This is a genomic window from Mycobacterium sp. MFM001, from assembly GCF_003402475.1.
GTDB lineage: Bacteria > Actinomycetota > Actinomycetes > Mycobacteriales > Mycobacteriaceae > Mycobacterium.
This window is the reverse complement of record NZ_BFAB01000007.1, coordinates 290280-304207: the sequence shown is the minus strand read 5'-3', so window position 1 is coordinate 304207 and position 13928 is coordinate 290280. Positions and strand designations below refer to the sequence as shown.

At 68.4% G+C, this 13928-nt stretch carries 14 protein-coding genes; 3 read left to right on the top strand and 11 right to left on the bottom strand.

The window, feature by feature from the left end; translation table 11 throughout:
* The first annotated feature begins 47 nt into the window (after positions 1-47).
* Together MFM001_RS14965 and MFM001_RS14960 are read left to right on the top strand one after the other, a co-directional pair.
* Complete coding sequence (locus tag MFM001_RS14965; RefSeq protein ID WP_116376034.1) at positions 48-437, top strand: hypothetical protein; 390 nt, start codon at positions 48-50, stop codon at positions 435-437.
* A gap of 121 nt (positions 438-558) precedes the next feature.
* Positions 559-1662, top strand: a complete 1104-nt coding sequence (locus tag MFM001_RS14960; RefSeq protein ID WP_116376033.1) for a PPE family protein — start codon at positions 559-561, stop codon at positions 1660-1662.
* A gap of 3 nt (positions 1663-1665) precedes the next feature.
* On the opposite strand, the gene MFM001_RS14955 is transcribed toward MFM001_RS14960, so the two are convergent.
* The 5 genes from MFM001_RS14955 to map all read right to left on the bottom strand — a co-directional run bounded on the left by MFM001_RS14955 (position 1666) and on the right by map (position 6416).
* Positions 1666-2442, bottom strand: coding sequence for a 3-oxoacyl-ACP reductase (locus tag MFM001_RS14955; protein WP_192886955.1), 777 nt, complete (start codon positions 2440-2442; stop codon positions 1666-1668).
* Positions 2439-3140 (bottom strand): gamma-glutamyl-gamma-aminobutyrate hydrolase family protein, encoded by a 702-nt coding sequence (locus MFM001_RS14950; RefSeq protein ID WP_238159184.1) that lies wholly within the window; start codon positions 3138-3140, stop codon positions 2439-2441. The genes MFM001_RS14955 and MFM001_RS14950 overlap by 4 nt, the downstream gene beginning before the upstream one ends.
* A gap of 115 nt (positions 3141-3255) precedes the next feature.
* Positions 3256-3807 carry an alpha/beta fold hydrolase gene (locus tag MFM001_RS14945; protein WP_116376118.1) on the bottom strand — a complete coding sequence of 184 codons (552 nt, stop codon included), beginning with the start codon at positions 3805-3807 and terminating at the stop codon, positions 3256-3258.
* A 172-nt stretch (positions 3808-3979) separates the two neighbouring features.
* Complete coding sequence (locus MFM001_RS14940; RefSeq protein WP_116376030.1) at positions 3980-5479, bottom strand: cobyric acid synthase; 1500 nt, start codon at positions 5477-5479, stop codon at positions 3980-3982.
* Positions 5480-5558: 79 nt separating this feature from the next.
* Positions 5559-6416 (bottom strand): type I methionyl aminopeptidase, encoded by an 858-nt coding sequence (gene map, locus MFM001_RS14935; RefSeq protein WP_116376117.1) that lies wholly within the window; start codon positions 6414-6416, stop codon positions 5559-5561.
* 40 nt (positions 6417-6456) lie between these two features.
* Here map and MFM001_RS14930 point away from each other — a divergent pair, with 40 nt between their 5' ends.
* A complete protein-coding gene (locus MFM001_RS14930) occupies positions 6457-6894 on the top strand; it encodes a nuclear transport factor 2 family protein (protein ID WP_116376029.1) in 438 nt (145 codons plus the stop codon).
* A gap of 9 nt (positions 6895-6903) precedes the next feature.
* Here the strand turns inward: MFM001_RS14930 and MFM001_RS14925 are convergent, their stop codons facing one another.
* The 6 genes from MFM001_RS14925 to dxr all read right to left on the bottom strand — a co-directional run bounded on the left by MFM001_RS14925 (position 6904) and on the right by dxr (position 13918).
* Entirely contained in the window at positions 6904-7479 is a 576-nt protein-coding gene (locus MFM001_RS14925) for a DUF1707 domain-containing protein (protein ID WP_116376028.1), read from the bottom strand.
* Between the two features lie 40 nt (positions 7480-7519).
* The gene (locus tag MFM001_RS14920) at positions 7520-9331 is read right to left on the bottom strand and encodes a penicillin-binding transpeptidase domain-containing protein (protein ID WP_116376027.1); all 1812 of its coding nucleotides are present in this window, start codon (positions 9329-9331) and stop codon (positions 7520-7522) included.
* 137 nt (positions 9332-9468) lie between these two features.
* A complete protein-coding gene (locus MFM001_RS14915; protein ID WP_116376026.1) occupies positions 9469-10323 on the bottom strand; it encodes a GNAT family N-acetyltransferase in 855 nt (284 codons plus the stop codon).
* A 30-nt stretch (positions 10324-10353) separates the two neighbouring features.
* Positions 10354-11499 (bottom strand): flavodoxin-dependent (E)-4-hydroxy-3-methylbut-2-enyl-diphosphate synthase, encoded by a 1146-nt coding sequence (gene ispG, locus MFM001_RS14910; protein ID WP_116376025.1) that lies wholly within the window; start codon positions 11497-11499, stop codon positions 10354-10356.
* A gap of 11 nt (positions 11500-11510) precedes the next feature.
* Positions 11511-12719, bottom strand: coding sequence for an RIP metalloprotease (locus MFM001_RS14905; protein ID WP_116376024.1), 1209 nt, complete (start codon positions 12717-12719; stop codon positions 11511-11513).
* Positions 12716-13918: a 1-deoxy-D-xylulose-5-phosphate reductoisomerase gene (gene dxr, locus MFM001_RS14900; RefSeq protein ID WP_192886950.1), complete on the bottom strand. Its 1203-nt coding sequence runs from the start codon at positions 13916-13918 to the stop codon at positions 12716-12718. Before dxr ends, MFM001_RS14905 begins: the two co-directional genes overlap by 4 nt.
* Positions 13919-13928: the final 10 nt, after the last annotated feature.

Sequence of the window (13928 nt, the reverse complement as noted above, 5' to 3'; positions counted from 1 at the left end):
TCGGTTGCGCTGTCGTTCTCCCTGCGCGCTGCTAGATTCGAGACATTGTGAAATCCAGCGAGGCGCGCACACCGTCGCGATCGGCCATCGCCATTGTCGCGGTGGTAGGCGTGCTCGCCGCCGTCGCGGGATGCTGGCTGCTGCGCGTCGAACGCACCACACCTGACACCGATTCGACGACGCTCACTGTCAGCGTCGAGCAGGTGCATCTCGACCACGCGTCGTCACCGGCGAGTCACACACCGTTCAAGTCCGCGGGCCTGCATCGCGATCGGCCACCGACTCCACTGCGCGTGATACCGGTATCGCAGGCCTTTCCGTCACCAATTTCGTTGCCGTGCATCTCGTGGCGGCCGGATGGAACGCAGGCTCGTGCACCAGCAACGGCTCATTCCGGCCGAGATCTCCTAACCCACTTCTGCATCGCCCGTCGCTGATCGGTCAGCGCTGATCGCTGACCCCGTGGAGCGCTGGCTCGCGACGCGGTAATCGACGCCCGTCATTGGCTGCGGCGTCGCACAAATCCATTTCTTTTTCCAGGAGAACTCGATGTCTTTTATGGACTACGGCTTGTTGCCACCCGAAATCAACTCTGCCCGAATGTATTCCGGACCAGGCCCGGGGTCGATGCTGACTGCCGCGTCGGCGTGGGACGACCTGGCCGCCGCTCTCGGCTCGGCGGCAGTCTCTTACTCGTCGGTGGTCGCCGGGCTGACCGCCGGGCCGTGGCTGGGCCCGTCGTCGACCGCGATGGCCGCCGCGGCCGCACCCTATGTGACCTGGCTGCACACCACCGCCGCGCAAGCCGGGCAGACCGCCGCGCAGGCCAAAGCTGCCGTCGCAGCCTACGAAACTGCGTTCGCGATGACTGTCCCGCCGCCGCTTATCGCGGCCAACCGCGCTGCGCTGACGGCGCTGATCGCGACCAATGTGCTGGGACAGAACGCGCCGGCGATCGCCGCCACCGAGGCACACTACGAACAAATGTGGGCCCAGGATGCGGCGGCCATGTACGGCTACGCCGGGTCGTCCGCGGCGGCCTCACAGGTGACGCCGTTCAGCGCACCGCCGCCGACCACGACGACGGCGGGACTGGCCGGCGGCAATGCGGGCACCGTCATGGCGACAGCTCCGCAGGTGCTGTCGTCGGTGCCTTCCGTGCTGCAGGGGCTCACGTCGCCGTCGACGCCGGGGACACCGTCGCTGTCTTCGTTGACCTCATCTCTGAATACCCTCGCAATCCCAGCGAGATTCGCGACCTACCCGCTGACTTTTCTGATGCGGGGGCTTTCGTTCGCGAAAGCCGGCGCAGTTCCGGCAGCCGCGGCCGCCTCGAGCGTCAAGGCGGCCGGATCGGGTCTCGCAGGCGTGCTGGGCTCGACGCCGGCCTTGAGTGCAGGTGGGGCGGTGTCCGCGGGCATAGGCAAAGCGGTCTCGATCGGACCGCTGTCGGCGCCGCAAGCGTGGACCGCAATCCCAAGCGCTGCAAGCCAATCCGCTGCGGTAGTGCCCGCCGGCGGCGTGAGTGCGGCACCGGCAAGCACGCCTGCCGGCATGCCGCTGATGCCGATCACGAACATGGCCGGGCGCGTTGCGGGCGGTACGACTCCGCAATACGACATGCGGCCCACCGTGATTCCGCGTTCACCATCCGCCGGGTAGCCACTACAGCGGAGTGACGTAGGCGGCGCTGATGCCGCCGTCGACCAGGAACGTCGACGCGGTGATGAACGACGCGTCATCACTGGCGAGAAACGCGACGGCGGCGGCAATTTCGTGCGCCTCGGCGAATCGGCCCATCGGCACGTGAACCAGCCGGCGTGCGGCGCGTTCGGGGTCCTTAGCGAAAAGCTCAGTCAGCAGCGGAGTATTCACGGGGCCTGGGCACAGCGCGTTGACCCGGATGCCCTGGCGGGCGAACTGGACACCCAGCTCGCGGGACATCGCCAGCACGCCGCCTTTGGACGCGGTGTAGGAGATCTGCGAGGTGGCCGAACCCATCACCGCGACGAAGGAGGCGACGTTGACAATGGCGCCCTTGCCCGCAGGGACCATGTGCCGCAACGCCGCCCGGCTGCACAAGTACACCGATTTGAGGTTGACGTCTTGTACCCGCTGCCACACCGCCGGCTCGGTGTTCTCGATCAGCTCGTCGTCGGGTGGGGAGATGCCGGCGTTGTTGACCGCGATGTCGACCGTGCCGTGGCTTGCCGCGGCGGTGTCGAACAGCGCGTTGACAGCGGCTTCGTCCGAAACATCCACCGGCACAAACGAACCGGCCAACTCGTCGGCCGCCTTGGCGCCAGCGCGTTCGTCGATGTCACCGACGACTATTGTGGCTCCCTCGGCGTGCAGTCGTCGCGCCGCGGCCAGGCCGATGCCGCTACCCGCGCCGGTGACGACGGCGACCCTGCCGGCCAGCCGCTGAGTCAGATCCATCAGGCCACGCTCGCATACGCCCGCGCCGCGTCCACGATCGCGGCGAACAGCCGCAAATCGTCGAGGCTTTCCTCCGGATGCCACTGCACGGCGAGCACAAATTCGTCGCCGGGCAACTCGAGGGCCTCGACCACGCCGTCGGCATCCCACGCGCTGACCACCAGGCCGTCGGCGACGTCGGCGATGGCCTGGTGGTGATAGCAGCGCACGTCGGCCGACTCCCCCAGCAGTTTCGCCAGCCGGGTTCCGCGCAACGTGCGCACCCCCAATGTGGTGAACACGGCGTTGCCGGCCCGATGGCCGCTGTGCCCGATGACGTCGGGCAGGTGCTGGTGCAGCGTTCCGCCGAGCGCCACGTTGAGCACCTGGGCGCCGCGGCAGATGCCCAGCACCGGCAGTTTCCGATCGAGCGCCCCGCGCAGCAGCGCGAACTCCCACGCGTCGCGCTCCGGCCCGGGTTCGTCGCTGGCCGGGTGCGGCGGCTGGCCGTAGGCGGCCGGGTCGACATCCTTGCCGCCGGTGATCACCAGTCCGTCCAGGCCGTCGAGCACTCGCGCGGCGATGCCGGCGTCGACGGGCTGCGGCGGCAGCAACACCGCCACACCCCCGGCGAGCGTGACGCCCTGAAAGTAGGCAGCCGGCAAAAAGCTGGCGCGAACATCCCAAATTCCGGTCTGGGCCTGATCCAGGTAGGTGGTCATGCCGATCACCGGCGGTCTCTGCGGCGATCGCAAGCGCGGCGCAGCCAGGCGCTGCGGGTCGCCGCCAATCCTTGAGGCGTGCACGCCACCACCGTAGGCACGATCCGCCGCTGGGTTACCAGGTGCTGGTGCGCAGGACGATCTCGGCAGCCAGTTGTGCGGTGGACTCCTGCGCATTGCGCCGGCTCAGCAGCTCCACGATGCGGTAGTCGGCGTAGACCCAACGTTGGCTGGCGCGCGCGACCGCCTGGGAGGCCGGAGTACTGACCAGCGCGGTGGTGTTGATCTCCACCGGCGGGCAGTGGGCGTCGCGGATCACTCCGGTCGGATCGGCGACCCGGGGGTGCCCACGGTCGATGACGATCAGGCTGGTGAACCGGTCGAGCCGGGTGGCGGCCAACTCCCAGGCCAACTCGCCGCCGATGCGGTCGCCGACCAGCACGCCCCAGTTGATGTCGAGTACGTCCATGATCCCGACCACCGATTTGGGGGTCAGCCGTTGGTCCGGCCCGATGACAATCGTCCGCAGCGACGCGGTGTGCAAGCGTTCGCACACCGGGTCATAGGCGGCGAGCGCCCGCTGCGCCGCACCCAACACCACCACGACGGAACCCTTTTCCGGACCTGCCAGATTGACCTCGATGGGGAATCCGTCGACGGTGGTCATCATCGTCGAAGGCACCTGTGCAAGGTAGCGCCAATTGGCCGGTGCGCGGGGCGTTTCTGCACGGACTCTCAGGCCACTATCAGGCGCAGATTTCTCGGGCGCCGCGTGCGAAGCGACGCATGTGGCTGCTGAGACGGGCGTAAACCCTTGGTGCAGTGAGGGTTTGACGCGACTACGTCAAGTCGGCGACGAGGGTCGGGCGCGGCGGCGGTCCGTCGTCGAGCAGTCCGATAATGGCATCCATGTCGGCGTGAGCGTCCAATAAATCGGCCATTACGTCCAATTGGGCATCGCGGCGGGCCGCCACATTGACATCGTCAGCCACAACGAAACCGCTCCGGCCGGCCGCGGCGGCCGCGACTCTCAGCCACTGGCGGCGGAAATGGTCGTTGTCGAACAGCCCGTGCCAATGGGTGCCGAACACATGCTCGCGGCGATACCCCTGCGGCGATGCGTCCGCGTCGAACCAAGCGGCCTCGGCACAGCGGGTCACCCGCCCGTGGTGGATCTCGTAGCCGGTCAACGGGTTCTGCCACCGCCGCAGCACCTTGTCGGTGTCGAACGCGACATCGACGTCCAGAAGGCCCAAACCCTCGACGCGACCGGATCGCGTCTCCACCGGGTCGTCGATCGAACAGCACAGCATCTGGAAGCCGCCGCAGATGCCCAGCAGCGGCCGGCCCGACGCAGCGTGCGCCACCAGGCCGTCGGCCAGCCCTTGCTCACGCACCCACTGGAGGTCGGCGACGGTGGCCTTGCTGCCCGGCAGCACGATCACGTCGGCGTCGGCGAGGTCGGCAGGCTCGGTGACCCATCGCACCAGCACCCCGGGCTCGCAGGCCAGTGCCTCGACGTCGGTGGAGTTGGAGATTCGCGGCAGCCTGACCGCAGCGACACGCAACCACTGCCGGCCGCGCGGAGGCTGCGGGGTGCCCAGGACCCGGTGGGCCAGTACGGAGACGGAATCCTCGGCGTCCAGCCAGAGCTCGTCGGCGTGCGGCAGCACTCCGTAGGTGGGGCGGCCAGTGAGCTCGGCCAGTTGGCGCAGGCCGGGTTCCAGCAGTGCGGGGTCGCCGCGGAATTTGTTGACGACGAACCCGGCGATCAGCGCCTGGTCTTGCGGGTCGAGTATCGCGACGGTGCCGAACAGGTGGGCCAGCAGGCCGCCGCGGTCGATGTCGCCGACCAGGATCACCGGCAGGTTCGCGGCCCGGGCCAATCCCATGTTGGCCACATCGGTTGCCCGCAGGTTGATCTCGGCCGGCGAGCCGGCGCCCTCGCAGATTACCGCGTCGAATTCTGCTCGTAGACTTGATAATTCGTCTGTCACGACGGTCGCCAGGTGTTCGCGGTGCGACCAGTAGTCGGCTGCGGTGACCGAGTCGGCGACCCGGCCGCGGATCACCAGCTGCGACGTGCGATCGCTGCCGGGCTTGAGCAGGATCGGGTTGAACCTGACGCTCGGCTGTAAGCCCGCGGCCCTGGCCTGCATGGCCTGCGCCCGGCCGATTTCGCCGCCTTCGACGGTGACCGCCGAGTTGTTCGACATGTTCTGCGCCTTGAACGGGGCGACCCGGATGCCCTTGCGGGCCAGCAGTCGGCACAGTCCCGCGACCACCATGGATTTGCCGGCGTCGGAGCTGGTGCCCGCCACCAGCAGAGCACCACTCACTGTGGTTGCGGCGAGTGTGCGGTTTCATACGCGACACGCCGCGGAGGGCGTATCAAACCGCACAGTCGCGGCACGCGCGTCACGGCAGCGTCAGGATTTCGGCGCCGGTCTCGGTGACCAGCAGCGTGTGCTCGAATTGCGCGGTCCACTTGCGGTCCCTGGTGACCACCGTCCAGCCGTCGTCCCATATTTCGTAGTCCAGCGCGCCGAGATTGATCATCGGCTCGATGGTGAACGTCATTCCCGGCTCCAGGATCGTGGTGACCGATGGCTGGTCGTAGTGCAGCACCACCAGCCCGTTGTGGAACGTGGTGCCGATGCCGTGGCCGGTGAAATCGCGAACTACGTTGTAGCCGAACCGGTTTGCGTACGACTCGATGACGCGCCCGACCACCGACAACGACCGGCCCGGCTTGACGGCCTTGATCGCACGCATTGTCGCCTCGTGGGTGCGCTCGACGAGCAGCCGGTGCTCTTCGGTCACGTCGCCGGCCAGGAACGTCGCGTTGGTGTCGCCGTGCACGCCGTCGATGTAGGCAGTGACGTCGATGTTGACGATGTCACCGTCCTCAATGACCGTCGAATCGGGGATGCCGTGGCAGATCACCTCGTTCAGCGAGGTGCAGCACGACTTCGGATAGCCCTTGTAACCCAGCGTCGACGGGTAGGCGCCGTGGTCGACCATGTAGTCGTGGGCGATGCGGTCCAGCTCGTCGGTGGTGACCCCGGGTGCGACGGCCTTACCCGCTTCGGCCAGCGCGCCAGCGGCAATGCGACCCGCGACGCGCATCTTCTCGATCACCTCTGGCGTTTGCACCCAGGGCTCGCTGCCCTCGCGTGCGGTGGACTTGCCGACGTACTCCGGGCGCGGGATCGACTTGGGCACCGGGCGCGTCGGGGACAGCACGCCCGGGGAAAGCGCGGTGCGAACAGGCATGTCGCCAGCGTAGTCGGACCCCGCCGATACATTGACGAGCATGCACGTCGACGCCGAGTTCGCTGCCGAGTTCGCCGAGCGGTTCGCCGACACCTGGCGCACGCCGAACCTCGCCAAGCACGAAGCGTTATGGAGCGACGACATCGTGCTGATCCAGCCCATGATGGGCACCCTGCGGGGCAAGCAGGCGTGCCGGTCGGCGTTTCACCGGCTGTTCGTCCTGGTTCCCGACCTGCACGCCGACGTGCACGCCGTCGGCCATAGCGGCCAGGAGGTGTTCATCGAATTCACCTTGAGCGGAACGTATGGAGGCAAACCGATCGCGTGGGACGCCGTCGATCGGTTCACGTTCACCGACAGTCTGATTGCGCAGCGGGTTTCGTACTTCAATGCCGGCCCGCTGATGCTCAAGCTGCTCGGCCGGCCACGCGGATGGGGCCGGCTGGCGCGCGTCGGGGTCGGGCTTTTCAGGCGCTAGCGCCGATCGCTAGCGCCGGCGCAGCAGCGACCGGCGCGGCCCGCGGATGACCACCGAGCCGCACACCACCCGGCCGGTCAACACCACATGCGGCGTCCCCTCGGCGGGCGGGTTCTTGCGGCGGTCACTTGCGCTGCCGGCGTAGACCTCGACGTCGTCGATCGAGGCGCTGGCGCCGTCGGGCAGGCGAATGTCGACGCCACCGAACTTCATGTCGAGCTCTATCACGACGACCGGCCCGGCGAAGCGGGCATGCACGAGGTCCAATTCGCATGAGCCCACCCGGCGCACCAGTGCCAGCCTGGTCGGCACCATCCATTCGCCGTGCCGCTTGAGCGATCCCAGCCAGCCGCGCAGCTCGACCCGGTCGGCCGCCGAGGTGACGATCGCGCCCGGGCCGGGCAGGTCGCCGACGAGGCTGTCGAGCTCGCTGCGGGTGCGGGCGTACGACACCTGCGACGAGCGTTCCTCGAACTCGCCGATATCGATCAGACCGAGCGCGACGGCATTGTGCAGGCGCCGCAGCGTGCCGTTGCGGTCGGCATCCGATACCCGCAGTTCGGTCAGCTCGTCGGGGCGCGTCATAGCGGTACCAATCTACCGCCACCAGCGGGAAAGCCCAGCGTCACGCCAGGTAGTCGCCTGGCAGCGTCTGGAACATCCGCTTGGTCATCCGGACCGCGTGTTCCGAACTGCCGCCCCCGACGATCAGCGCCGCGAACGCCATGTCGCCGCGGTAGCCGGCGAACCAGGAATGCGACCCGCCGGGAAACTCGGCTTCCCCGGTCTTCCCGAACACCGCACCGCAGTCGGCGATGTCGGTGGCGGTGCCGTTGGTCACGACGAGCCGCATCATCGGCCGCAGGCCGTCGAGCATCTTCGGGGTGATCGGAGTGGTGTCGCCGTTGACTGTCGTCGGCCGGCCTTCAATCAGCCGTGGTACCGGGGTTTTTCCGGCCGCCACCGTGGCCGCGACCAGCGCCATGCCGAACGGGCTGGCCAGTACCTTGCCTTGGCCGAAGCCGTCTTCGGTGCGCTCGGCCAGGTCGACCGTCGGCGGCACCGAACCGGTGACCGTGGTGATGCCGTCGAGCTGATAGTCCAGTCCGAGGCCGTACCGGGCGGCCGCCTGACTCAAACCGCGCGGCGGCATCCGGCTGGCCAGTTCGGCGAACGTGGTGTTGCAGGAGCTGGCGAACGCCCGCGACATCGGCACCACCCCGAGGTCGAATCCGCCGTAGTTGGGCACGGTGCGATGCCCGATGTCGATCTCGCCGGGGCAACCCAGCAGCGTGTTGGGGGTGGCCATGTCGCGCTCGATGGCCGCGCCCGCGGTGACCATCTTGAACGTCGACCCCGGCGGGTAGAGACCGGTGGTGGCGACCGGCCCGTCGGCGTCGGCGGCGCCGTTTTGCGCGACGGCCAACAGCTCGCCGGTCGACGGTCTGATCACCACGATCATCGCCTTGCCGGGCTGAGTGTCGACGGCGTGCTGGGCAGCGTCCTGCACGGAGCGGTCCAGGCTGATCGAGACCGACGGCGCTGGCGACGGCTCGACCTCATGCAGCACCGCGACGTCGACGCCGTTCTGGTTGACGCTGACCACCCGCCAGCCGGCCTCGCCGTCGAGCTGGTCGACCACGGCCTTTTTCACCTCGTTGAGCAGGGCGGGGGCGAAATGGTCGTCGGTGGGCAGCAGCTCGGCCTGCGGGGTGATCACCACGCCGGGCAGCTGACCGATCGCGGGTGCGACGTTGTTGTTGTCGTCGACGCGCAGCGTGATCAGATCCAGCGGCTTGGCCGACGAGCTGGCCTGCTCGGCCAGTTGCTGCGGGTCGTTCAGCGCCTCGTCGAAGGGGTGCAGCGCGTCGACGACGGCGCGGGCCGTCGAGATCAGGTTCGCTCCGGCCCGGGTGGCGTCCAGTGTGTAGTGGTAGAGGTAGCCGGGCACCAGCACGTCGGTGCCGCCGACTTCGTTGACCGAGGCCCGCCGCGGCGGGTCGGCGCGCAGTGCGAACGTCTGGTGCTCGCCGAGCCGCGGGTGCAGGTCGGTGGTGCTCCAGCGGACCAGCCAGCGACCCTCGTCGCGAGCCATCTTCAGCTGACCCTCGTAGGTCCAGGTCCGGTCCTTGGGCAGATGCCAGGTGTAGCGGTAGGCCACCGTGCCGGTGTCCTCGGTGTACTTCGAGCCGAGGATTTCGGTGTCCACGTGGGTGGCCTGCAGACCGGCCCATGCCGCGTTGAGCGCTTCGCGGGCGTCGCTCGGGTCGTCGCTGAGGTCGGCGGCCGCTGCGGTGTCGCCGGTGGACAGCGCGGCGAAGAACAGCTTCGCCGCCGGGGCGGGGCCATCCGGCCGCGGCGTGCAGGCGGGTAAGGCGACGGCTGCGAGAAGCACCAGGCATGCGGCTTGCGATGCCAATGTTGTCTTTGTTGCCATTGGGGCTGATGTTACGAATTGCTAACGCTGATCTGTCGGAGGCGCACCGAGACCAGACAGCGAGGGCAACGCGCGTCACGCCAGCGTGGCCGGCGCACCCGAGCGTCACGCTGGCGTGACGCTCGAGGGCAACCGACTCAGTCGAGGAGCACCGTCGCGAAGCTGCCGACCTCGGTGAACCCGACGCGCGAGTACGCGGCGCGGGCCACGGTGTTGAAGCTGTTGACGTACAGGCTGGCGATCCGTCCCGTGCCGACGATCACGGCCGCCAGCGTCGCGGTGCCTGCGGTTCCCAGACCCTGGCCTCGGCGATCGGGATGCACCCAGACGCCCTGGATCTGGCCGACCGCCGGAGACTGTGACCCGACTTCGGCCTTGAACACAACCTGACCGTGCTCGAAACGAGCCCACGCCCGGCCCTGGGTGATCAGGTTGGCCACCCGGCGGCGGTAGCCGCGACCGCCGTCGCCCAGCCGCGGGTCCACCCCCACCTCGCCGATGAACATGTCGACCGCGGCCACCAGGTAGGCGTCGATTTCGGTGAGCTTCACCTGGCGCACCTCAGGGTCGATCGCGTAACTAGGCATGCGGCCCAGTGCCATCAACGGCTGATGCTCACGCACGTCGCGTGCCGGCCCCCAGGCTGACTCCAGTCGCCGCCACATCGGCATCACCAGTTCGGCGCGGCCCACCAGCGACGAGCATCGCCGCGATCCGCTCATCGCCTCGTCCGCGAAGGCATTCAAGTCGTCCGGCCCGCCGCGCAGCGGAATCAGGTTTGGCCCTGCGTAGCAAAGGGATTCGTCGACGCCGCGCCGGGTCCACAGTTCGCCGCCGATAGCCGACGGCTCGATCCCGTGATCGGCGACCCGTGCGGCCACCATGCACGACCCGACGGGGTCATGGTCGAGAACGCGGCACACCGCCGCGACGTCCCGCACCACCGACACCCGTCGCTCATCGACCAAGCGATGGATGGGGGGAGCCGACATGGTGGTTCTTTCTGCGAAAGCGGGCGCCCCTCAGCTTACGGTCACAACGGGCGAACCGCTTGCAGTACCTTGCTCTCCGGCGAGCCGCATGGCCTCTTCGATCAGCGTCTCGACGATCTGTGCTTCGGGCACCGTCTTGATCACCTCGCCGCGCACGAAGATCTGGCCCTTGCCGTTGCCCGACGCCACCCCGAGGTCCGCTTCGCGGGCCTCCCCCGGCCCGTTGACCACGCAGCCCATCACCGCCACCCGCAGCGGAACCTCCAGGCCGTCCAGACCGGCGCTGACCTCGTTGGCCAGCGTGTACACGTCGACCTGGGCACGGCCACACGACGGGCAGGACACGATTTCCAGCGAGCGGGGCCGCAGGTTGAGCGATTCGAGGATCTGGTTGCCGACCTTGACCTCTTCGACCGGCGGCGCCGACAGCGACACCCGGATGGTGTCGCCGATCCCCCGGCTCAGCAGCGCACCGAACGCGACTGCCGACTTGATGGTGCCCTGGAACGCCGGGCCGGCCTCGGTGACGCCCAGGTGCAGCGGGTAGTCGCACTGCGCGGCCAGCTGCTCGTAGGCGGCGACCATGATCACCGGGTCGTTGTGCTTGACGCTGATCTTGATGTCGGAAAAGCCGTGCTCCTCGAACAGCGACGCCTCCCACAGCGCGGACTCCACCAGCGCCTCCGGGGTGGCCTTGCCGTACTTGGCCATGAACCGCTTGTCCAGCGAGCCGGCGTTGACGCCGATGCGGATCGGAATGCCTGCCGCCGCAGCAGCTTTGGCGACCTCGCCGACCCGGCCGTCGAATTCCTTGATGTTGCCGGGGTTTACCCGCACGGCCGCACACCCCGCGTCGATCGCGGCGAAGATGTACTTGGGCTGGAAATGGATGTCGGCGATCACCGGAATCTGGCTGTGCCGGGCGATTTCGGCGAGCGCGTCGGCGTCCTCCTGGCGCGGGCAGGCCACCCGCACGATGTCGCAGCCGGCGGCGGTCAGCTCGGCGATCTGCTGCAGCGTGGCGTTGACGTCGTGGGTTTTGGTGGTGGTCATCGACTGCACCGCAATCGGATAATCGCTGCCGATGCCGACGTCGCCGACCATCAGCTGGCGGGTCTTGCGCCGCGGCGCCAACGTGGGCGCCGGTGGTTCCGGCATGCCCAATCCGACAGACATCAGTGAATCTCCTACTGGAACAACCTGATCGGGTTGACCAGGTCGGCGGTAACGGTCAGCAGCATGTAGCCGACCACCACGACCAGGATGACGTAGGTGGCGGGCATCAGCTTGAGGTAGTTGACCGGCGCCGCGGCGACCATGCCGCGCGCCGACCGGATCATGTTGCGGATCTTCTCGTACACGGCGATCGCGATGTGTCCGCCGTCGAACGGCAGCAGCGGCAGCAGGTTGATGGCGCCCAGCACGAAGTTCAGCTGGGCCAAGAAGAACCAGAACGCCACCCACAAGCCGTGATCGACGGTGTCGCCGCCGATGATGCTGGCGCCGACGACGCTGATCGGGGTCTCGGGATCACGTTCTCCGCCGCTGATCGAGTGCACCAGCGCGCCGACTTTGGTGGGGATCTTGGCCAGCGACTTGCCCAGCTCCACGGACAAGTCGCCGGTGAACGTGAACGTGGCGGGCACCGCTGTCAGCACGTTGTACTTCGTGGGCCCGGACAGCGCACTGCTGCTGATTCCGATGGCGCCGACGGTCGATGCGGCCTCGGCGTGCTGGGACGTGAACCGCTTTGTCTGCGTGACGTTCACGGTGAAGTCGAGCCGGTGGCCGTCGCGTTCCACCACCACCGGCGTGGGCCCGCTTCGCGGCTGCACGGCGGCCTGCACGTCGGCGAACGAATGCACGTCCTTGTCGGCGACCTTGACGATCACGTCGCCGGGCTTGATGCCGGCGATGGCCGCCGGGCCTGGGCCGGTGCACTGGCCGAGTTCACCCTTGCTGACTTCCGGTGCGACACAAGCGGTTCCGCCGACGACGGCGCGGGTCTCGGGGTGTAGGTTCGGCAGCCCCCAGACGACGGCGATGCCGTAGATCAGCACCAGGCCGATCAAGAAGTTCATCCCCGGCCCGGCCAGCAGCACCGCGGTGCGCTTCCAGGTCTTCTGCTTGTACATCGCGCGGTCGCGTTCGTCGGGCCGCAGCTCCTCGATCGCCGTCATCCCGGCGATGTCGCAGAACCCGCCGGCGGGCACAGCCTTCAAGCCGTATTCGGTTTCGCCGCGCCGGGTCGACCACAGCGTCGGGCCGAAGCCGACGAAATAGCGGCGCACTTTCATCCCCGTGGCGCGCGCGACCCACATGTGGCCGCATTCGTGCAGCGCCACCGAGATCAGGATCGCGAGCGCGAACAAAACGATGCCGACGACGAACATCATCGAGTGGGTATGACCTCCTGTGTGACCGCGCGCCTGGCCGCGTCGCGGGCCCAGCGCTGCGCGTCGAGTACGTCTTCCACGGTAGCGGGTGAAACGGCCCACTGGTCGGCGGCGCTCAGCACGTCGGCGATTGTGCGCACGATCGCCGGGAACCGGATCCGCCCGGCCAGGAACGCCGCGGCTGCTTCTTCGTTGGCGGCGTTGTAGACCGCGGTCATGCAGCCGCCGGTCCGGCCGGCCTGCCGGGCGAGGTCGACGGCCGGAAACACCGCGGCGTCCAGCGGCTCGAACTCCCAGCTCGACGCGGTGGTGAAGTCGCAGGCGGCCGCGGCGCCGGGCACCCGGTCCGGCCAGCCCAGCGCCAGCGCGATCGGCAGCTTCATGTCCGGCGGGCTGGCCTGCGCGATTGTCGAGCCGTCGGTGAAGGTGACCATCGAGTGCACGATCGACTGCGGGTGCACGACGACGTCGATGCGCTCGTACGGGACGCCGAACAGCAGGTGGGTCTCGATGAGCTCGAGGCCCTTGTTGACCAGCGACGCCGAGTTCAGCGTGTTCATCGGGCCCATCGACCAGGTCGGGTGGGCGCCGGCCTGCTCGGGGGTGACGTGTTCGAGCTGGGCGGCCGACCAGCCGCGGAACGGGCCGCCGGAGGCGGTGAGCACGATCTTGGCGACCTCGTGCGGGCTGCCGCTGCGCAGGCATTGCGCCATCGCGGAGTGCTCGGAGTCGACGGGCACGATCTGGCCGGGCTTGGCCGCTTGCAGCACCAGCGGCCCGCCGGCGACCAGCGACTCCTTGTTGGCCAGCGCCAGCCGGGCGCCGGTTGCCAGCGCAGCCAGCGTCGGCCGCAGACCCAGCGCCCCGACCAGGGCATTGAGTACGACGTCGGCCTCGGTGTTCTCGACCAGTCGGGTGACGGCGTCGGGTCCGCGATAGGTGACGTCACTCAGAGGCGCGTGCTCGTCGGCGACGGCGACGTTGGTCACCCCGGTCTCGGCGCGCTGCCGGGCGAGCAGGTCCGGGTTGGCCCCGCCGGCGGCCAGCCCGACCAGCTCGAAGCGATCCGGGTTGGCGGCGATGACGTCCAGCGCCTGGGTCCCGATCGAGCCGGTGCTGCCCAGCACCAGGACGCGCAGGCGTTCGTCGAGCGTGCGGCTAGCTTCACGTTCGGCGCGGCCGTCAGCAGGGCTTGTCACCAATTCATTG